Origin of the sequence: Pseudomonas sp. RGM2987, assembly GCF_022952855.1 — a bacterium.
In the GTDB taxonomy this organism is placed as follows: domain Bacteria; phylum Pseudomonadota; class Gammaproteobacteria; order Pseudomonadales; family Pseudomonadaceae; genus Aquipseudomonas.
The window spans coordinates 306553-328607 of the sequence record NZ_JALJDX010000222.1 but is presented as its reverse complement, the minus strand read 5'-3'; the positions used below and the strand labels follow the sequence as shown (position 1 = coordinate 328607).

At 64.9% G+C, this 22055-nt stretch carries 6 protein-coding genes; 4 read left to right on the top strand and 2 right to left on the bottom strand.

Annotated elements, in window-relative coordinates:
• The first annotated feature begins 63 nt into the window (after positions 1-63).
• The 4 genes from gspE (at position 64) to RGM2987_RS27485 (ending at position 17130) form a co-directional block, all read left to right on the top strand.
• Positions 64-1482, top strand: a complete 1419-nt coding sequence (gene gspE / locus RGM2987_RS27500; RefSeq protein ID WP_245146146.1) for a type II secretion system ATPase GspE — start codon at positions 64-66, stop codon at positions 1480-1482.
• The gene (gene gspF / locus RGM2987_RS27495; RefSeq protein WP_245146143.1) at positions 1482-2693 is read left to right on the top strand and encodes a type II secretion system inner membrane protein GspF; all 1212 of its coding nucleotides are present in this window, start codon (positions 1482-1484) and stop codon (positions 2691-2693) included. The genes gspE and gspF overlap by 1 nt, the downstream gene beginning before the upstream one ends.
• 517 nt (positions 2694-3210) lie before the next feature.
• Positions 3211-4392: a substrate-binding domain-containing protein gene (locus tag RGM2987_RS27490; RefSeq protein WP_245146141.1), complete on the top strand. Its 1182-nt coding sequence runs from the start codon at positions 3211-3213 to the stop codon at positions 4390-4392.
• Between the two features lie 273 nt (positions 4393-4665).
• The gene (locus RGM2987_RS27485; protein ID WP_245146180.1) at positions 4666-17130 is read left to right on the top strand and encodes a filamentous hemagglutinin family protein; all 12465 of its coding nucleotides are present in this window, start codon (positions 4666-4668) and stop codon (positions 17128-17130) included.
• A 294-nt stretch (positions 17131-17424) separates the two neighbouring features.
• On the opposite strand, the gene RGM2987_RS27480 is transcribed toward RGM2987_RS27485, so the two are convergent.
• Together RGM2987_RS27480 and RGM2987_RS27475 are read right to left on the bottom strand one after the other, a co-directional pair.
• On the bottom strand, positions 17425-19998 hold the full coding sequence (locus tag RGM2987_RS27480) for an EAL domain-containing protein (RefSeq protein WP_245146139.1): 2574 nt from the start codon (positions 19996-19998) through the stop codon (positions 17425-17427).
• 198 nt (positions 19999-20196) lie between these two features.
• Positions 20197-21996, bottom strand: a complete 1800-nt coding sequence (locus tag RGM2987_RS27475; RefSeq protein WP_245146138.1) for a thiamine pyrophosphate-requiring protein — start codon at positions 21994-21996, stop codon at positions 20197-20199.
• Positions 21997-22055 lie beyond the last annotated feature (59 nt).

The following is a 22055-nucleotide window of genomic DNA, read 5'->3' as shown; positions in this document are numbered from 1 at the left end:
CCCCCCCGGGGGTGCACCCCCCCCCGCCACAGTGGGTGGAGCAGTAATAGAGGAAGTATGCCCATGAACGCCCTCCCATACGCCTGGGCCAAGGCCCAGCGCCTGGTGTTGCGCCAGTCCGAGGCTGGCGCGGTGCTGATGGTCTGTCCCTCGACGCCGGGCTGGTCCATCAGTGAGGTGCGCCGCCAGTTTGGCGAGGTGCGGCTGGAGCGAGTGCGCGACGAGGAACTCGACGGGCTGCTCAACAGCGTCTACGCCGATACCGGCAGCGCCGCGGCGGTGGTGGGGGCGGCGGAAAACGAGGTGGACCTCGACCGGTTGATGCAGGACATCCCGGAGATCACCGACCTGCTGGACACCCAGGACGGCGCGCCGGTGATCCGCATGATCAACGCCTTGCTGACCCAGGCGGCACGGGACGAAGCCAGCGACATTCACATCGAACCCTACGAAAGCCATTCGGTGGTGCGCTACCGGGTCGACGGCACCCTGCGCGACGTGGTGTCGCCGCGCAAGGCCCTGCACGGCGCGCTGGTGTCGCGGATCAAGATCATGGCCCAGCTCGACATCGCCGAAAAACGCTTGCCCCAGGACGGTCGCATCGCCCTGCGGGTCGCCGGTCGACCCATCGACATTCGGGTGTCCACCGTGCCCACCGGCCACGGCGAACGAGTGGTGATGCGGCTGTTGGACAAGCAGGCCGGGCGCCTGCAACTGGAAACCCTGGGCATGGACCCTGGCGTGCTGGGCAAGCTCGACCACCTTATCCGCCAGCCCCACGGCATCGTGTTGGTCACCGGCCCCACCGGCAGCGGCAAGACCACCAGCCTTTACGCGGCCCTGGCCCGGCTCGACGCCAGCGTGCACAACATCCTCACCGTGGAGGACCCGGTGGAATACGACCTGCCGGGCATCAGCCAGATCCAGGTCAACGCCAAGATCGACATGACCTTCGCCCTCGCGTTGCGGGCGATCCTGCGCCAGGACCCGGACATCATCATGATCGGCGAGATCCGCGACCTGGAGACCGCGCAGATCGCCGTGCAAGCGTCGCTCACCGGTCACCTGGTGCTGGCGACACTGCACACCAACGATGCTGTGTCGGCCATCAACCGTCTGATAGACATGGGCGTCGAGCCGTTCCTGCTGGCGTCGTCGATGCTCGGCGTGCTGGCCCAGCGCTTGGTACGCAGGCTGTGCCCGCAATGCAAACAGGTCGATCCGATAGCGCCCGACACGTGGCGACCGGTGGGGTGCAGCGCCTGCAATCAGACCGGCTACAGCGGGCGCACGGGTATCCACGAGTTGTTTTGCATCGACGATGACATTCGCACCTTGATTCACCAGGGAGCAGGGGAGCAGGCACTGCGCGCCGCCGCCCGCCAGGCCGGGATGTTCAGCATGCGTGAGGACGGTGAGCGATGGGTGCGTGGCGGGATCACCGCGCCTGAAGAAATCCTTCGCGTGACACGGGACGCCTGATGAATCGCTACCGTTTCGAGGCCGCCGATGCCCAGGGCAAGATCGAGTCCGGGCACCTGGAAGCGGACAGCCAGAGCGCTGCGTTCAGCCTGTTGCGCAGTCGCGGGTTGACGGCGTTGCAGGTGCAACTGGAACGCAACACGCCCCAAGGCAACGGCGGCGGATTGTTCAGCGCCAGGCTCTCGGATAACGACCTGGCCTGGGCTACCCGGCAACTGGCGAGCCTGCTGGGCGCGAGCCTGCCGTTGGAAGCGGCGTTGAGCGCCACGGTGGAACAGGCCGAGCGCAAGCATATCGCTCAGACCTTGAGCGCGGTGCGGGCCGATGTGCGCAGCGGCATGCGCCTGGCCGAGGCCTTGGCGGCCAGGCCCCGGGACTTTCCGGAAATCTATCGGGCGCTGATTGCCGCCGGCGAAGAGTCCGGCGACCTGGCTCAGGTGATGGAGCGATTGGCGGACTACATCGAGGAGCGCAACAACCTGCGGGGCAAGATCCTCACGGCGTTCATCTACCCCGGCGTGGTGGGGCTGGTGTCGGTCGCCATCGTGATTTTCCTGCTCAGCTACGTGGTGCCCCAGGTGGTCAGCGCCTTCTCCCAAGCCCGCCAGGATTTGCCCGCGCTGACCCTGGCGATGCTCACCGCCAGTGATTTCATTCGTGCCTGGGGCTGGTTGTGTTTCGGCGTGCTCGCCGGTGGGTTCTGGAGTTGGCGCCTGTACTTGCGCAAACCGGCGGCGCGATTGAACTGGCACGCCCGGGTGCTGCGCCTGCCACTGGTCGGGCGTTTCGTGCTCGGGCTCAACACCGCACGCTTTGCCTCGACCCTGGCGATCCTTGGTGGCGCCGGGGTGCCGCTGCTGCGCGCCCTGGAGGCAGCGCGCCAGACCTTATCCAACGACCGCTTGAGCTTGAGCGTCAGCGATGCCACGGCCAAGGTCCGCGAAGGCGTTAACCTGGCTGCGGCGCTGCGGGTGGAAAAAGTCTTTCCGCCCGTACTGATCCATCTGATCGCCAGCGGCGAAAAAACCGGCTGCCTGCCGCCGATGCTCGAACGCGCCGCGCAAACCCTGTCCCGCGACATCGAGCGCCGCGCCATGGGCATGACCGCGCTGCTTGAACCGCTGATGATCGTGATCATGGGCGGCGTGGTGCTGGTGATCGTCATGGCGGTGTTGCTGCCGATCATCGAGATTAATCAATTAGTGCAATAACCCCCCTCTACTGACATGCACGGCCTTGTGGCGAGGGAGCTTGCTCCCGTTGGGCTGCGCAGCAGCCCCAAACCCAGGCGCCTCGGTGGACCAGCCAGACCGCGTTTTGGGGTCGCTGCGCGACCCAGCGGGAGCAAGCTCCCTCGCCACAAAAGCCGTGATGCAGAAAAAATCTGCAGTGTTGTGCCAGCTCCCGACCCTCGCCAGGGCCAAACTCGGGTTCCTCGTTCTGTCATTTTTCCCGGCCAGGCAACTGTCCGCCGCGACCTCCAGCGCCTCTCCATTCAATAAACCCCTGAAATCCGTCTGAAGGCCCAGTCCAGAGCCTTCGAACACCCGAGGAAAAAACCTTGAAACGAGCCCTCTGCACCCGAGGTTTTTTCCTTTATCTGTCACCGGAAACTGCGAATTTCTTACCCATGGCCTCACCCCACCGCCATCGGCACAGGACCGAGCGCCATGACGGCAAGCACGCGTCACCCAACCTACGTACGAACACGATGAAAGGAGATTCTTCATGTTTAAGCGCACTATGATCGCAGCTTCCCTGGCAGTAGCCGCCCTGGCTTCGGCCCAATCGATGGCCGCGGTTGTCGGTGGCGGTGCCACCCTGCCAGAAAAACTCTACAACGGCGCTTCGCCTCTGCCACGTCTGCTGCCCACCGACTTCAGCTACACCGGTGTCGGCAGCGGCGCCGGCAAGACGGCTTTCCTGACCAACGCCCCCGCTTCGATCAACCAGCCTGCCGGCACCCCGGTTGACTTCGCCGGTAGCGACTCGGTACTCAGCCAGACTGAACTGACCAACTACAACAACGCCTTCGGCGCCACCTTCGGTAAACTGGTCCAGGTGCCATCGGTCGGCACGTCGGTCACCATTCCCTACAAAAAATCCGGCACCACCACCCTGCAACTGACCGGCGCCCAATTGTGCAACATCTTCTCCGGCACCGTGACCACCTGGGGCCCGATCCTGGGTAACAGCGACGCCACTCCGATCAAGGTCATCTACCGTTCCGGCAGCAGCGGCACCACCGAATTGTTCGCCCGCTTCCTGAACGATTCCTGCCCTGCCAAGTTCGGTGTCAGCAGCACCTTCACCACCGCCAACGTAGGCGCCGAGCCTGCCAACTGGCAAGCCGTTGCCGGCAGCGGTGATGTCGTGACTGCGGTCAACGCCACCGATGGCGCCATCGGGTATGTCAGCCCTGATTATGTTTCTCCTAACAACAACGCCGTGGTTGCTCGTGTCAGCAAAAACGCCGTGGCCGCTGGCACTGCTCCGCTGCCAAGCCTGGCCAACACCACCGCAGCCCTGGGCACCGCAGCAGTCCCGGCTACCGCTGCCGATCGTGCCAACCCATTGAAGTGGGTGCCAACGTTCGGTTCTGCCGCCACTGATACCCCGGTCCCAACAGGCACCAACCAGTACCCGATCGTGGGTTATACCAACCTGCTCGTAGGTCAGTGCTACAAGACCGCTGCTGACGCCACCGCGGTCCGCAATTTCCTGACCAGCCTCTACACCGGCACCAAAAACACCGTCATCAACGCCCATGCGTTCGCCATCGTACCGGGCACCAGCGCCACCCCGACCAACCTGGCTGGCGAAATCAAGAAAACCTTCCTCGACAACGCCTACGGCGATGGCCTGGATATCGCCAACGTCAGCGTCTGCAACGGCAAAGGTCGCTTGTAAGCCGCACGCAGGATGCTGAAACGGCCACAGGATGTGGCCACTTCAACACCCCATCGGTAGCGGCCAGCTTGGCGCTGCCGATGGGGTGTTTCTATGTGACGAACGTACGCACGTCGATGCGCCAGTTGATTTCGCTGCCTGCCGAACGCGCCTATGAACTTTGTGTGACAAGCGTTCGGTCGCGCACCTCTGTAACCGCCTATCAGGTATCGGTACGGCCGCCCGGCGGCGGTGTGACCTAACTCTGTGCTTTGGGAAAAGGATCGGATAGTGATGCGTCTGTACAAGAAAACTTCAAGACCGACGCCTCGCGGCTTCGCCCCTGGATCCTCTCGCTCGGTGCTGGAGCAGGGCGCGTTGTACCTCACCCCCCTGGCCCAGGCCATTGGCCTGCTGGTGCTCACGGGGACGGCCCAGGCCGCCCAGCCCGCGGCGTTCAGTTCGAGCTGGTTTGCCGCCAAGGGCGCCGCCCAAGCCACCAACGCTGCCCGCCCGGGCGCTCTGGTGCCGGGAGCACCGCCACCGTTGGCGCAACAGCAGACGGTCAACCAGCAATTACAACGCTCCTTGAGCAATCTCAACAATACGGTAGCGGCCATCGCCGCGCAGCAGGCCTTGCAGGCAGCGGGCCGTACGGCAGCCCTTGCCGGCCCGCAAACCATTCATAACGGTTTGGGTGGCAATGGTCTGAACCTGGTGATCGGCGCCGATGGCAAGCCGGTCTTTAGCAATGTCGAGGCACCGGTGCAGAGCGAGGCGGGCGGCAAGACCCAGGTCTCGATCAAGCAGACTGCCGACAAGGCGATCATCAACTGGGACACCTTCAACGTCGGGCGCGATACCACCGTCAACTTCCAGCAGAACGCCGATTGGGCGGTGCTCAACCGAGTCGATAACGCGACGGCGCCGAGCCAGATCCGGGGCGCGATCAAAGCCAACGGCACGGTGCTGATTCTCAACCAGAACGGCATCGTCTTCAGTGGCAGCAGCCAGATCAACGTGCGCAACCTGGTGGCGGCCGCCACTGCATTCGACGACAGCCAGTTCAAGAGCAACGGCCTGTACAGCCCCGGCACGGCGCCGACGTTCACCAACGCCGCCGGCCAGGTGCGAGTCGAGCAGGGGGCGCGGATTGAAACCCATGCGCCTGCCAGCTCCACCGCCGGTGGCGGCTATGTGCTGTTGCTGGGCAACGAAGTGGCCAACGCCGGGACCATCAGCACCCAGAAAGGCCAGGCGGCGCTGGCGGCCGGCAGTAATTTCGTGATCAAGAAAGGCCAAGGCACCGACGGCAACGCCGACTCGTCGGTGCGCGGCAATCAGGTGCTCGCCAGCGGCGCGGGCCAGGTCAGCAACAGTGGCTTGCTGCAGGCAGCGCTGGGTGACGTGAGCCTGACCGGCCAGGATGTACGGCAGAACGGTGTCGCGCTGGCCAGCACCTCGGTGGATTCACGGGGCACCCTGCACCTGAGCGCCAGCCGCAGCGTGACCCTGGGTGAGGGCGCTACCAGCGCGATCCTGCTTGATAGCAGCAGTGCCCTGGACAGCCAGCGTAACGGCCTGATGCAACCGGTCAGTGCCAACACTGCGTCTATCGTCGCGGCCGACGGCTATCGCCGCGACCAGTCGTTGATCGCCATCGACAGCGCCGGCACCGTTGACTTCCAGAACGGCTCGATAACCCTGGCCAGCGGCGGCCAGGTCGGCGTCCGTGGGAGCCAACGCAGTCGGGTGAGCGACGGCGCGATCATCGATGTGTCCGGTGCGTTGGGCGTCAAGGTGGCGATGGAATCCAACAGCATCAAGATCAATGTCCAGGGCAACGAACAGCGCGATGCACCCGGCAACCGCGACAAGGGCGGCCTGAACAGCAAGGACGTGTGGGTCGATACCCGCGAGCTGGTGTTCGTGCCCGCCGGCACCAACGGTTACGCCACCGATCGCTGGTACACCGCCGGTGGCCTGCTCGAGGTCAGCGGCTACCTGGGCACCCGCGTGCACAGCGTCGGTGAGTGGATGGCCCAGGGCGGCACAGTGTCCTTCACTGGCAACGACGTGGTGACGCAGAAGGGCTCGCAGATAAATCTGTCCGGCGGCACCCTCGATGTGCAGTCCGGCAGGGTCAAGCAGAGTTGGCTCAAGGGCTCGAACGGGCGGCTTTATGAAGTTTCCAGGGCTCCCGGCGACATCCTCTATGAGGGCGTGTACCAGGGCTACGAAGACCACAGTACGCGTTGGGGCCAGAGCGAGTTCTACTACAGTCCGCTGATTGCGCCACGGGAGCGTTTCGAGCAGGGCTACAGCGTCGGTCGCGACGCCGGCACTCTGGTGGTCGGCACGCGCAACGCGGTGCTGGAAGGCCAGGTGGTCGGCGACACCTTCCAGAGCGACCGCCAGGTGCAGGCCGCACAGGTCGGGCTGGACGGTTATAACCAGTCGGCCAAGGCGGTGGCCCGTGGCGCGCAGTTGGTAGTCGGCAACTACGTGCCTTACTACGTGAAAAGCAGCGGAACCTTGCAATATGCGTTGCGCGCCAATGACGGCACGCTGCAGGACATCGTCGTGGGCGCTGGCGACCAATCCCTTTCAGTCGGGATGGGGCTCGATGGCCCGGTAGCCGAAGGTCGCGAAGGCCGCCTGTACCTGGACAGTGAACAGCTCAACGGCTTCGGCCTTGGTGCGGTGAAAATCGCCGCCACCGGCAGCATCAAAGTCGAAGGCGACCTGCAAGTAGCACCCGCCGGCAGCATTACCCTGTACGGCCCGCAGGTCGAGGTCGATGCCAACCTCACCGCCCGGGGCGGCGACATTACCCTGGGCAACGTGTTGCAGCAAATCAGCGAGAACGCCCGGGTTGAGGACGCCCGGATCGATGGGCCCGGCGGCACCCAAGCCGGTGTGCGTGTAGCCAAAGGCGTGACCCTCGACACCCGGGGTCTCTGGAGCAATCAGTTGCTCAATCCGAGTGACAACGGTGCGTTGCCTTTCCTCAATGGCGGCAGTGTGTCCCTGCGCAGCAGTGGCGATGTCACGCTGGCGAGCGGCAGCCTGATCGATGTTTCGTCGGGCGCTGCGCTGCTGGCCGATGGCAAGCAACGCGGGGGCAAGGGCGGCAACCTGACCCTGGCGGCCAATGCCAATACCTCCGCCAATGACGGAGTACTCAGCCTCGACGGCGCGATACGTGGCCATGGGGTCAATGGCGGTGGGCGCCTGAGCGTGCAGGCCGGCAAGGTGACCATCAGCGACCAACCGCTGGCGGATGCCGGCGCTGGCCTGGTGCTGGGCAGTGGCTTCTTCGACAAGGGCTTCTCGGCCTACGACATTACCGGTAACCAGGGGCTGACCGTCAGCGATGGCACTCAGCTGGACATCAGCATGCCGGTGTACCACTTCGGCGATAACATTCAGGACGCCGCGACCGGCAGCGCGCCGCAGACGCTGTTGTCGCTCTGGACCCCCGAGTTGTATCAGCAGGATGCGCTCAAGGGCGTGTTGAGCCAGCGCAAGGGCGCGAGCCTGACCCTGCAAGCCGGCAGCATCCTGTCCAGCGCCAGCGAGCGGGAAACGACGGCGCTGTCGATCGGTACGGGGGCGCGGATCAGTGTCGATCCGGGCAGCAGCCTGAGCCTGGCCAGCGTTGGCCAGTTGAGCGTCGATGGTCAGCTCGATGCCTGGGGCGGGAACATCCTGCTGACCCAGATCAAGCCGGCGGGCTTGACAGATGTTCCGGTTGTCGAGCGTCCTCATCAGCGCTCGATCCTGCTGGGCGAACACGCTTTGCTGGACGTTTCGGCCCGTGCGGTAACGGCAGTGGACGCCCAGGGACGGCGTTACGGCCGGGTCGACGACGGCGGCAGCGTCGTCATCGGCGGCAGTGTCGATACGGCCAAGGGCATGGCCAGTGCGCCGGACCTGTTCGTGGTGGTGAAGCAGGGCGCGCGCCTGTTGGCCAACGGCGCCCAGGCTGAACTGGATATTCGCGGCCAAGGCGCCACTACGCTGGGCAGCGCTGGCGGCAGCATCGCCTTGAGTTCGAACAATGGCTTGCGCCTGGACGGCGAGTTCCAGGCGGCTGCTGGCGGTGTGGGCGCTGCCGGTGGCAGTTTGTCGGTGGCCCTGGAAACCCCACTGTACGATCGCTCGACGGTGGACGATCAGGTGCGGGTGCCGCGTGAGCTGATCCTGTCCCGGGGCGCCGACAGCGCTGCTACTGATAGCCCGATGAGCTACGGCCAGGGCCGTCTGGACGTCGATAAAGTCCGCGACGGCGGTTTCGCCAACCTGACCTTGCTCAGCAACGGCATCTTGTCGTTCGAAGGCGACCTGCAACTGGATTTGGCGCAGAGCCTGCAACTCTATACCGGCTCGCTGGCGTTGGCCGAGGGCGCGCCGAGTGACAGCCGGATAGTCTTGAACGCCCCCTATGTCCGTCTGGCGGGGGCCTCGGCTCGCACTGCCGACGTGCATGTACGCCCGACCATCCAGGGCGGCCTGTCGCTGCAGGACAGTGCCGCCCGGTTGGAGGTCAATGCCGACCTGTTGGACCTGCGCGACGTCCTGACCCTCGGCGCCCATGGCGTGTTGGCGCGCCAGCAGGGCCCGGCGCTGGAGGTTGACCGTCGTGGTTTTGCCCAGGCGCAGTTGAACAGTCGGGGTGACCTGCGCTTTCTTGGTGGCTCGCCGCTGAATATCGAGCGTACCGCCACACAACTGCTGAGCAACGCCGACCTGACCCTGGCCGCGGCGCAGATCTACCCGACCACGGGCGCCACGGCGCTGGTCAAGACCACCGCGGACTCCACCCTGCGGATCGCGCGTACCACCGACACGCTGCCGACCGTACCGTATTCGGCGTTTGGTTCGCTGAGCCTGGACGCCGGCACCTTGTTGCAGGGCGGCGTGCTGCGTGCGCCGTTGGGGCTGCTCAGCCTTGGCGAAGAAGTGGGCAATATCCACACCCTGAAGCTGTTGCCGGGCAGTGTCACGTCGGTCAGTGCGGCTGGTTTGAACATGCCTTATGGCGGTACGGTGGATGGCTTGTCCTATCGCTACAACGGCAAGGACGTCGAATTGATCGGGGCGGGTGGCAGCACCTCGGCCAACGTGTTGTCGGTGGGCGTCTCGATGACCGGGCAGACCGTTGATGTGCAACCCGGCGCCGTGCTCGATCTGTCCGGGGGCGGCGACCTGGCCGGCGCCAGTTTCATTTCCGGGCGTGGTGGCTCTACCGACGCGCGTTATAACCCGTTGGTGCAGATCGGTGCGGACGGCAGCCTGGTATTGCCAGGGCTGGACACCAACCCGGTGTACGCCATCGTTCCCGGCGATCAGCGCGGCTACGCGCCGCCGTCGGGGGAGGCCGGGGCGCGCGATCCGCTGATTGGCCAGCGCATTACCCTGGACGCTGGCGTTCCGGGCCTGCCGGCGGGCACCTACACCTTGCTGCCGTCGACCTATGCCTTGTTGCCGGGGGCGTTCCGGGTTGAGCTCAATGGCCTGGCCAGCAATGGAAAAATGGCCAGCAGCCTGGCCATGCGGAACGGCTCCTGGGCCACCTCGGGCGGCTTGTCGATTGCCCACAGCGACATTCGCGATGCGTTGTCCAGCCAAGTGATTCTGACTTCGGCGGACGTGCTGCGACGGTATTCGCAATACAACGAAACCAGCTACGCGGCGTTCGCCAAGGCCAATGCCGCGCTCAAGGGCGTGCCGCGGGCGATGATCGAGGCCGATGGCAAGACCCTCAAGCTCAAGTTCAGGGGTGTGGGCGACCCTGGCGAGACCTTTCAGTTCAATGGGAAGGCCAATTTCAAACCGACCGAGGGCGGCCTGGGCGGCAGCGTCGGCATTTTCGCCGACGCCACCCGCCTCGAAGTGCTGCCGGTCGGCCAACAGGCCACGGCGGGGTTCGCCGGTGCCTCGCTCTATGATCAGGCGCTCAATGCTCTGCAAGCTTCGCGCCTGACGATCGGCACGCTGCCCGGGGTCATCTACGGCCAGGGCGGCAATCTGGTGACCTTCAACTCGACCCTGTCCGACATCACCCTGCGCCAGGGCAGCAGCCTCAAGGCCGGCGAGGTATTCCTCGTCACCAGTGGCAAGGACGGCGCCATCGTGGTCGAGCAGGGGGCGAGCATCAATACCCTGGGCCAAGGCAGCGCGCCGTTCGATTCGCGCAGCGGCTTCATCTACAACCCGGGCCAGAACGGTTTGTTAGCGGTGTCCAACGGCTGGCTCGATGTGCTGCCGCCCACCGCGAGCACACTGACCGACGGTGCGGGATCGATCCTGATCGGTCAGTGCGACAGCGGCCATTGCAGCGGCACCACCGAACTCTATTCCCAAGGCACCATCACCGCGGCCACCGACAATGCCTTCAACCTCGACGAGTCGGTGCGCTTCGGCACGCGCAACCTGACGCTGGCGGTGGGCGCGATCAACATCGGTTCGGCCCAGGCACTGGCGGCGGCCCAACAACGCCAGGCCCTGCCCCAGGGGTTGACCCTTAACCAGCAGGTACTCGACCGCCTACTGCGCGGCGACAGCCTCAAGGGCGCGCCGGCCCTGGAAAACCTGGTGCTCAATGCCCGGGACTCGGTGAATTTCTACGAAAGCGTCGACCTCAGTACCCTGGACCCATTGACCGGCAAGTCCAGCCTGCAACGCCTGGTCCTCGGCACGCCGGCGATCTATGGCTATGGCAACGCCTATGACCGCGCGAGCATTCGCACCGGCACCCTGGTGTGGAACGGGGCGCTGACGCCGGCCGGTGCGCCGCTGCTGGCCGGGCCGGGCAACGGCAGCGGGATGCTGGATCTCCAGGCCCAAGTGCTGGAGTTCGGTTACGGGCCCAATGCCCAGGCCAACAATCTCGACAACCCGCAGCGCCTGACGCTGGGTTTCGGCCAGGTCAACCTGACCGCCAGCCAGCGCATCACCGCCAACCACAAAGGCGCGCTGCAGGTGTACCAGTCGCGCGGCGACTATGTCAGCGGTAAGGGCTATAGCTACAGCGGTGGCGACCTGCGGGTGAATACACCGCTATGGACCGGCGAGGCCGGCTCGGTCAACCGGATCACCGTCGGTGGCGCGCTGACGGTGGCGGGCATCACCGGGGTGTCGGCCGCAGCGGCCGACAATGCCGCGCTGGGGGCTGAGTTGCAGTTGCAGGCCGGCAGCCTGCTGCTCGACGGCACGGTCCGCCTGCCCAGCGGCAAGCTCACCCTCGGCGCCAGCGGCGACGTGGTACTGGGGGACAAGGCGCTGATCGACCTGGCCGGACGCGAAGTGGTGCTCAACGATGTCCGCAAGTACAGCTGGGGCGGTGATCTGTTCCTCGACAGCCGTACCGGCAATATCCGCCAGGCCGCCGGTTCGACCGTCGACCTCAGCGCCCGCAACAACCGCGCCGGCCTGCTGAGCGCGATTGCTCTCGACCCCGGCGCCGGGCTGATCGACCTGCAAGGACGGATCCTCGGTTCCGCCTCCGGCACCTATAACGCCGGCGGCACCCTGGTGCCGTATGCCGGTGGCGCGGTGGACCTGCGCGGGCAACAGCTGGGGGATTTCGCCGCGTTGAACGGGCGGCTGAACCGCGATCAGGTGTTCGGCTCGCGCAGCTTCCAGCTCAAGCAAGGCGACCTGGTGATCGGCAACGAACTCAAGGCCAACGACATCAATGTCTCGGTGGACAACGGTCGCCTGACCGTGCTCGGCACGGTCGATGCCAGCGGGCAGGAGGTCGGCAGTATCCGGTTGGCGGCGAAACACGGGCTGACCGTGGCCGGCAGCGCGCTGCTCGATACCCACGGCAGCCTTTTGCGGGTCGACAGCTACGGCAAGATCATCGACAGCCCCAACCGGGCCCTGATCGAGCTCAATTCGGGAGACGGGCAATTGACCCTGGTCAGTGGCGCGCGCTTCGACCTGCTTCACGGCACCGGCGCGTCGAAGGGCAATGCGCCGGGGCAAAATGACGGTCGGGCCCGTGGCGCCCTGGAACTCAATGCCCCGCGGCTGCGGGTCGATGACCCGCGCTACGGTGATATCGCCATCGATGCCTCCGGCAATCTGTCGGTGCTCGGTGCACGTTCCATCAGCGTCAACGCGGTCGCCCGCTACACCGACGCCCGTGACGGCACCGCGCCGGCGGCGGATGGGCGGCCCTATCAAGTGATCGATCAGGCGTACCTGAAGGAAAAACACGACGACAGCGAGGCCTTCATCAATGCCGCACTGCTCAACGGCAACTTGCTCAACGGCAAGCTGGCCGGGCTGAACAACGCGACTTACGCCGACGCGCTGCACCTGCGTCCCGGCGTAGAAATCCTCAGCAAGACGCCGGACGGTGACCTGGTGGTGCAGGGCGACCTGGACCTTTCCGGTTATCGCTACGCCAGCCTCAACCGTCATACGCAAAAGACCGATGTCTATGGCTCCGGTGAGTCGGGCAATCTGGTGGTGCGCGCCGGCGGCAACCTGAATATCTATGGCAGCATCAGCGATGGTTTTGCGCCGCCGGAGGCAGGCGACCCGAGCGTGCGCACCGATGGCAATGGCTGGTTGCTGTTGCCCGGGAAACAGCCGTTCGGTGCCGACCTGGTGGTACCGGGTGCCGGCGTCGAGTTGGCCGACGGTACCCTGTATCCGGGCGGTAGCCTGCTCAACTATGACTTGCCCTTCAAGGGCGGCAGCCTGCCGGCGGGGCTCGAACTGCCGACCGCGATGAGCCTGGGTGTTGAGCTGAACCTGCCCGCCGGCACGCTGTTGCAAGCCGCCATCCACGACGCCAGCGGCAATCTCCTGTATGCCGCCGGGACGTTGTTGAACCAAGCCGTCAGCTTGCCCATCGACACCCGGCTGGGTGCCGGTACCCGATTGGCGATGGACATCACGGTCAAGGATGGGACCTGGCCCAAGGGCGTCGCGGTGCCCCAGAGCGGGCTGACGCTGCGCGGGGCCTTGCCCTTGGGCACCGGTGCGCTGATTCCTTCCGGCACCGACGTCAAGTTGGCCGAGGGGGTCGATCTGATCGTGCTACGGCCGGTGGATAACGGTACCCAGGGACGCAACTGGGCCGTGGCCAGCCTGCTGCCCGACGGCTCGCAATCCTGGTCGATGCGTTGGGTGGCGGGGGCCGATACCGAGGCGGCCGATACCCGGACCACCCGTCCTCATGCCGAGGCGGGCAGTTTGCAATTGGCCGATGGGCATTACCTGGCGAAGCGCGAGCAGACCGGCGGCGGTGGCGGAGGGGGGGGCGGCACCGGGATGGTTTGGGCGCCGGGCAGCAATTTTGGCGTGCCAGGAGAGCCCGTACCACCCGAGATGTTGGACTTCTGTACCTGGATTCCTGATGCCTGTATGCCGGCACCACCCAAAACGGTATTGGTCTGGTCGCCGACCAACAACTATGGTGCTGTACCTGGAGAGCCCGTGCCGACTGAGTTGCTGGATTTCTGCACTTGGTTTCCTGATTGGTGCGTGGTGGCTGTGGTTCCCGACAAACCCCCGGAGCCGATCCGCACCAAAGTCACCCCCGGCAGCCAACTATTCAGCGTCCTGCGCACCGGTACCGGCGATCTGGACCTGCTCAGCGCCAACGATTTCAACATGCGGTCACTGTTCGGGGTCTACACCGCAGGCACTCAGTCCGCCTCGTTGGCTCCGGGCGCGAGCGACCCCTATCAACAGCCCCGTGGCCGTCAGCCCGATGGCAGCGTGCTGGGTGCCGCAGGTACCGCCTATGAATCGCTCACCACCGGCAGCGCTTACCAGGCCTGGTACCCGGAGCAGGGGGGGAATCTCAAGCTGACGGTGGGCGGTGACCTGCACGGTGATTCGTTTTCCAAGCGCAATGTCGACAGCGGGGGACGGAACACGTCGGCGGCAACGGGCAACTGGTTATGGCGGCAGGGCACCGGGGCCACCGCCGATCCGGCGGCGCAGATTCCCACCGCCTGGTGGATCAATTTCGGCACCTTCGCCCAGCAGCCCTCCACCGACGCGGGTGATCCGTACCTGACGGGCTTTACCGGGATTGGCACGCTTGGAGGCGGCAACCTGAGCGTTGACGTTGGCGGCGACGCCGGCCTGATCACCGAACAGCATGGTGTACTGGGCACCGATGTGGAGCGCAGCCAGGGGTTGGTGCTGGCCGTGGGCAGCAGTGGTCGGGTCGCGGCCGATGGCAGCCTGGTGTTGACCGGTGGGGGTGACCTGCGGCTGCGCATTGGGGGCGAGCTCAACCCCTCTCAGGCGGCGCGTGCGTCGCTCGATTCCAAAGCTGATTTGAACGGCGTGCTGACCAACCTGCGGGGATCGTTGCAGTTGCAGGCCGGGGCAATCGGGGCATTGGGCCTGACCTACGGCAGCGATCATTCTTTTCATGATCCACAAGAGTCTCGGGCGTATGACGCTTACGTTTCCACCCTGGCCAACGCTCGCGGCGGCGTGACACTGATGCCGGGGGATGCCGGCGTCAGCCTGGACAGCCGTGGCGACCTGGTGTTGCAGGGCGTGGGCGATCCGGGGCGGGTGGTGATGCAGAACTCCACCGGTTACACCGACCGCGACGGTGCCTACCGCAGCGGTGGCGGCCTGAGCCAGTTCTCTCTGTGGACCGGCAGTACCGCCATCGACCTGTTCAGCGTGGGCGGCAACCTGACGCCAATCGTTGCCAATGAAAACCGTGCCGGTATCAATGCCTCGACATCCGGCGGACGTTTTGTCTACCCCTCGATCCTGCGGGCCGTCGCTGCCAATGGCAGCCTTTACTACGGGCCGTCGGCCAGTGGCGTCAGTGGTGCGGCATCCGGGTTCTCATTGATGACCGCGCCCTCGGCCAATGCCGAGTTGCAGCTGATTGCGGCCGACTCGATCTATGCCGGTGGTTATGCGGTGACGCAGTCGGGGGCTGATCCAGCCTTGCTGTCCAGTCCGCTGCGTCCGGGCTTCGCCGGTTACAGTGGGATCAATGCAAACCCGATCTATGCAAACTACGGTACCGGGGTCTATGTCTCGCCGAGCGAATTCCCGTTGTTCAGTTTCGGTATCAATACCTTCAGCGCCCAGCCGTATGCCCCGCGCGAGCCGGTGCGTTTCTATGCGGTCAAGGGCGATATCGTCGGCCTGCGTACCGGCGAAGTGATTCGTTATCCAGCGTCGGGTGATGAGGTGCGCTATGAGGGCAGTGGCCCGCTGCGGGTGCTGGCCGGGCGCGACATCGTCAATTCCGGGCTGCCGTTGAATACCGTTACCGATGTGCCTGCCGAAGTGAGCGGCGCGGCCGGCGGGCAATCCACCGGCAACCTGATCGTGCACAGCCGGGCCGATGAAATTTCCCAGGTTTGGGCTGGGCGCGACATCCGCCTGAGCACCTTCAATATTGCCGGTCCCGGCCTGCTGGAGGTCAGTGCCGGGCGCAACTTGTACGGCTCGGGCCCAGGGGTTGGCCAGCAGTACCAGGAAAGCGGGTTCAACAGTATTGGTAATGTCGACCCGGCAGCCCAGGTACGTGACGGCGGCGCCTCGATCGCGCTGATCGCCGGGGCGGGGCCCCAGGGACCGAATTACCGTGGTTTGCTGGCGCGTTACCTACAACCGGGCGCGGCGCTGAAGGATTATCGCGGCGAGTTGAACCAGTGGCTGAGCCAGCGCTTCGGCTACAGTGCCGGCGAAGACCAGGCCCTGGCGTTTTTCGCCAACCTGCCGGCGCAACAGCAGAACGTCTTCGCCCGGCAGATCTACTTCGCCGAGCTCAAGGCCGGGGGCCGCGAGTACAACACCGTCGGTGGCGAGCGCAGCGGCAGCTACCGTCGCGGGCGTGAGGCGATTGCGGCGTTGTTCCCCAGCAAGGATGTGGCGGGCAACAGCATTCGCTATGACGGCGACGTCACGCTCTACGGCGGTTCGGGGATCCACACCGATTTCGGTGGCGATATCCAGGTGCTGACCCCGGGCGGCCAGCAGGTGTTCGGGGTCGAAGGCAACGCGCCACCGGCTTCCGCCGGGGTCATCACCCAGGGCCAGGGCGACATTCAGTTGTACGCCCAAGGCAGCATTTTGCTAGGCCAGAGCCGGATCATGACCACCTTCGGTGGTTCGATCCTCGGCTGGTCGGCCCAGGGCGACATCAACGCCGGGCGCGGTTCCAAGACCACCGTGGTCTACACGCCGCCAAAACGGCTGTACGACACCTGGGGCAACGTGACCCTGTCGCCCTCGGTGCCGAGCACCGGTGCCGGTATCGCGACCCTCAATCCGATTGCCGAGGTGGCGCCCGGCGACATCGACCTGATCGCGCCGTTGGGCACCATCGATGCGGGCGAGGCGGGGATCCGGGTCTCGGGTAACGTGAACATTGCGGCGCTGACCGTGGTGAATGCCGCCAACATCCAGACCCAGGGCAAATCCACCGGCGTGCCGCTGGCGGCCTCGGTCAACACCGGGGCCATCACCTCCGCCAGCTCGGCGGCGACCTCGGCCACCCAAGCGGCGGAAGACGTGGCCCGCCAGCAGCAGAACGCCGCGCGGCAGAACCAGGCGTCGGTGTTCACCGTGCAAGTGGTGAGCTTCGGTACTGAACAACTGGCGCCGTCCCGAGATGGCGGCAGCCGCGAAGCGCCGAGGTCCTATGACCCTGCCAGCCCAGTGCAGGTGCTCGGCGCCGGGCCCTTGGATGAGCAGACCCGGCAGCGGTTGACCGAGGAGGAGCGGGGGCGGTTGAGTTTGTGAGGCAGGGGATGCGCGCGGTGGTGACTGTGCCGGCGCCATCGCGAGCAGGCTCGCTCCCACAGTGGATCTGTGGGGTACTCAGGATTTGCAGGCACGCCGCAGACTCTGTGGGAGCGGGCTTGCTCGCGAAGGCGATGGTTCAGCCACCGAAGATGTCGGCTGCCGGACCGCTTTCGCGAGCAAGCCCGCTCCCACATGGGATTTTGCGGCGGTCGCGGAACTCGAATTCAACCCCAATTCCCTGTGGCTCGCGATGGCGGTCTATCAGCTTGTGAAGCGTTGCCGGTGCCGCTGTTACAACCACCGCGGCGTGGTAAAGAACGAGGCCATTTCCGAGCGGGCCAGGGCCGAGCCGAAGTACGGGCCTTGTACGTGGTCGCAGGCGACGCTGCGCAGTTGGCCGTATTGCCGGGCGTTCTCGATGCCTTCGGCGGTGACGGTCAGCCCGACGCTGCGGCTCAGCCGGATCATTGCCAGCACACCTTCCTGGTCATGTTCCAGGCCCAGTTGCGAGAGGATATTGCGATCGAAGCGGATCCCGTCGAACGGTTGGTTCAAGACTTCGCGCAGGGAGGCGATGTTGGTGCCGAACTTGTCGATGTTGATCCGCACGCCCAATCGCTTGAGGGCGTGCAAGGTTTCGGCGACGGTCTTGTGATCGCTCAGCAGGATCCCCTCGGCCACTTCCAGCGTCAGGCGATGCGGATCCAGGCTGCTCGCATCCAGGGCCGTTTGCACTTGCTCGAGTAAAAAGCTGCTGCTGAACCACTTCGGCGAAACTGCCAGCGAGACGCTGACGGCGTTCGGCCAGGTGGCCGCCTCTTCGCAGATGTTGATCAGCATCCAGGTGCCCAGGTCCTGCAACTGTCCGGACGCCTCGGCAATCGGAATGAAGTCCGCCCCGCCCAGCTCACCTTTTTCCGGGTGGTGCCAGAACATCTGCGCTTCAAAACCGTGCAATTGTTCGGCGTTCATGTCGAAACGAGGCAGATAACGCAGTTCCAGTTGGTCCCGGTGCATCGCATCGCGCAGTTGCTGTTCGTAGCGCCGACGGTCGCGGGCGACGTTGCCCATGGCTTCCACGTACACCCGCCAGGTATTGCGCCCGGCGGCTTTGGCCGCATACAAGGCGATGTCGGCGTGGCGCAACAGCTCGTCGGCGCGCTCACCACCGGGCTGTGCCCAGGCCACCCCGATGCTCACGCCCAGGTACAAGGTGTTGCCGTCCAGGTGCATGGGGCGTTGCATGCAATCGATCAGGCGCTCGCAGAGCTGGTCGAGATCCTGTGCGCTGCCAGGGTTGGGCATGACGATGACGAATTCATCACCGCCCAGACGCGCCACCAGGTCGGTGCCGCGTACATTCTGCTGGAGGATATGTGCCACTTCCTTGAGCACCTTGTCCCCCACGGCATGCCCAAGGGAGTCATTGACCGGCTTGAAGCGGTCCATGTCCAGGTTCAGCACGGCCAACGGCACGCCATCGGCCGGATCCAGGTGTTCGCTCAGGCAATCGAACAAGCGGTTGCGGTTCGCCAGTCCTGTCAACGGGTCGTGCAGGGAGAGATGCTTGATCTGGGCCAGCGCTCGCAGTTCTTCGGTGACATCGGTGGCGGTGCCACGAAAGCCGAGGGTTCCGGATTCGATGGCCCGTACCGAAAGTTTGCAGGTACGGATGCGCTGGTTGCGCGCGGTGTACTCGCAGAGCAGCGGGGTCGAGGACGCACTGTTGGCGCCGCCAAGCAGCCACTGGGCTATCGAAATCGAGCCGCCGTGAGGATGCAGCAACCGGTGCAGCGGCTTGCCCAGCCAATCGGCGGGGTTGAAGCCGGTCACTTGTTCAAAACGTTCCGACAGATAGGTCAGCGTCCCGCTCGAATCGACTTCCCACAACCAGTCCGATGACACTTCGGCGATGTCCCGGAAACGTTCTTCGCTGCGCTCCAACGCCTTGCGGTGCGTCAGCAGGCTGGCGTACTGGCGCTCCTGGGCGCGAAGCATGACCAGGGCATGGCGCAACACGGCCAGGGCCAGGAATGCCAATACCAGCAAGGCGACGGCGAGCAAGGGCAGCAGGGCCTTGCGCAGGTCATTGCCGGGTGTCGCGGGTCGCCAGGTCAGGGCCTCTCGGGTCAGGTTGTCCAGCAGCACCTGGGCGGTATCGGGCGGGCCCGGTGACCAGGCAATATGGGCATCGGGCAGGGCGAAGTCGCGGGCCAGGTTTTGCAGCGATGGGGTGTCGAGTACTTTCACGAACAGCAACAGGCTCGGCGGGCCGGGAATCTCGCGCACGCTGTGGTCTGTGCCGGTGGTGATAGCGGACGTGGCGACAAATGCCGGCGCACCCTCGTGGTGAGCCATCTCGACAATCACTTCGTCGCGGTTTTCCGAGGCGCGGGCTTTCTTCATCAGGGCCCGCAGATCGCCCGCCAGCCAGGTGTCGGCAGTGACATCGCTCATCTCGCCGTCGATAACCGAATAGACCGTTTTGCCGGCAGGGGAAATGACAAACACCGCCTGGTAGCCATAGAGCGAGAACACGCTGCTGCCGACGTTTTCCTGATCATAGGCCCAGTCTTTGTCCAACTTGATATGCAGGTGCCGGTAGGCGTCGCTCCACTTGGAGTAGTCGCTCAGGTCCCGGCCGATACCGGTACGGATGCCGTCTATGGCCCGTTGGGCAAAAAACAGGCTCTGCTCGCGGGCGCGGCGGTCCTGGACTTCAGTAATGTTGAGCAGCACTGCAATCGCCAGCGCGGACATGACGAACAGCAGCAACATGATCGCCGGGAAGGTCCGGCGGGTGAAGTTTCGGCTTGGCGAGCCCGGAGGAAGGTCGGTTGGGTCGTTGCCCGCATCGTCAGTCATAAAATAAGTCGTCAGCAAAAAGCGATTTCACCCGCACATGTCCTGTATCGGCGGGTGGGGTGATTAACTTAGTCATGATGGCGAAATCATTCTGTGGCAAGGGGCTTGTTCTTGCTTGAGTGCGACGTGTTCTCAAGAAGGGCCTGCGTCGCAGGCCAGCGGGAGCGAGCTCCCTCGCCACGGGGTGGGTTTGCAGCTTCAGTCCTTGTCTTTGCGCTGGCCCGGCAGGAGGCTGCTGAGTACCTGCTTGGCGGTTTCCACCACAATGCCGCGCTCGTTCGGGTCACCCTGGAGCAGGGTGGAGGCGAACTTTTTCGCCTGTTCCAGCTTGATGTGCGGTGGCAGGGGCGGTACGTCGGGGTCGGTGCGAAATTCGATCAGCACCGGGCGATCTGCCGCCAACGCTTGTTCCCAGGCGGCGGCAACGTCGTCCTCATGCAACACCAGGATGCCCTTCAGGCCGATGGATTCGGCGAACAGGTGGTAAGGCACGTCGGGAATGTCCTGGGAGGCGGAAAATTTCGGGTCACCTTCCATGACCCGTTGTTCCCAAGTCACCTGATTCAGGTCGCGGTTGTTGAACACTGCGCAGACCCAGGTGCCGTTGGCCCAGGTGCGCCAGTACTTGGCGACGGTGATCAGTTCGGCCATGTTGTTCATCTGCATGGCGCCATCGCCTACCAGGGCGACCACCGGGCGGTCCGGATGGCAGAATTTGGCAGCGATGGCATAGGGTACCGCGGCGCCCATGGACGCCAGGCCACCGGACAGCGAGCACATCATGCCGCGACGGATCCGGATATCCCGGGCGTACCAGTTGGCGCAGGAGCCGGAGTCGCAGGTGATGATGGCGCGATCGGGCAGGCGGGGCGACAGTTCGAACGTGACCCGCTGCGGATTGATCGGCTTGGCCGACACCAGGGCGCGTTTTTCCAGGGTCTTGTCCCAGCGCTCGCGCCACTGCTCGATTTTCTTGCGCCAGGCACGGTCGGTCTTTTCTTCGATCAGCGGCAACAGGGCGCGCAGGGTGTCGACGCTGTCGCCATGCAGGCTGACTTCCATGGGATAGCGCAGGCTGAGCATGTCCGGCTGGATATCGATCTGCACGCCACGGGCCTGGCCTTCGGGGGGCAGGAATTCGGCGTAGGGGAAACCGGAACCGATCATCAGCAGCGTGTCGCAGCCGGCCATCAGCTTGTCGCTGGGTTCGGTGCCCAGCAGGCCGATGGAGCCGGTGACCCATGGCAGGTCGTCCGGCACGGCGGCCTTGCCGAGCAGAGCCTTGGCCACGCCGGCGCCGAGTTTGTCGGCGATGGCGATCACTTCGTCGGTGGCGTGCAGCGCACCGGCGCCGACCAGGATCGCGACCTTCTTGCCGGCGTTCAACACCTCGGCGGCCTTGCGCAAGTCTTCTTCGTAGGGCACCACCTGGGGTTTGCGATAGCCGACGCCGGAATGCACCGTACCGTGCTGGCGCGGTGGCTCGGTGTAGGCCAGCTCTTGGAGGTCGTTGGGCAGGATCAACGCCGTGACCCGGCGCTCGCCCACCGCCGTGCGCACCGCTCGGTCCAGCAGATGACGCACCTGGGACGGCGCGCTCGCCTGCTGCACAAACGCCCCGGCCACGTCCTTGAACAGGCTGACCAGATCCAGCTCCTGCTGGTAATGGCCGCCCAGGGCCGTGCGGGCCTGCTGGCCACAAATGGCAAGTACCGGCATGTGGTCCATCCGCGCATCGTAGAGCCCGGTCACCAGGTGAGACGCGCCGGGCCCCGAGGTGGCGATGCACACCCCCAGTTCGCCAGTGAACTTGGCGTGGGCGCAGGCCATGAAGGCGGCCATTTCTTCGTGTCGGGCCTGAATGAAGCGGATCTTGCCGTTGGCCCGGTTCAAGGCGCCGAACACGCCGTTGATGCCATCGCCCGGATAGCCATAGATACGGCGCACCCCCCATTCATAAAGGCGTTCCACCAGAAAATCACCGACGGTCATGCTCATGTCTGTCCCTCGTTTGACGGCGCCGCCGAGCGGCGGGCGCGGTTGACGTTGTTAAGGAC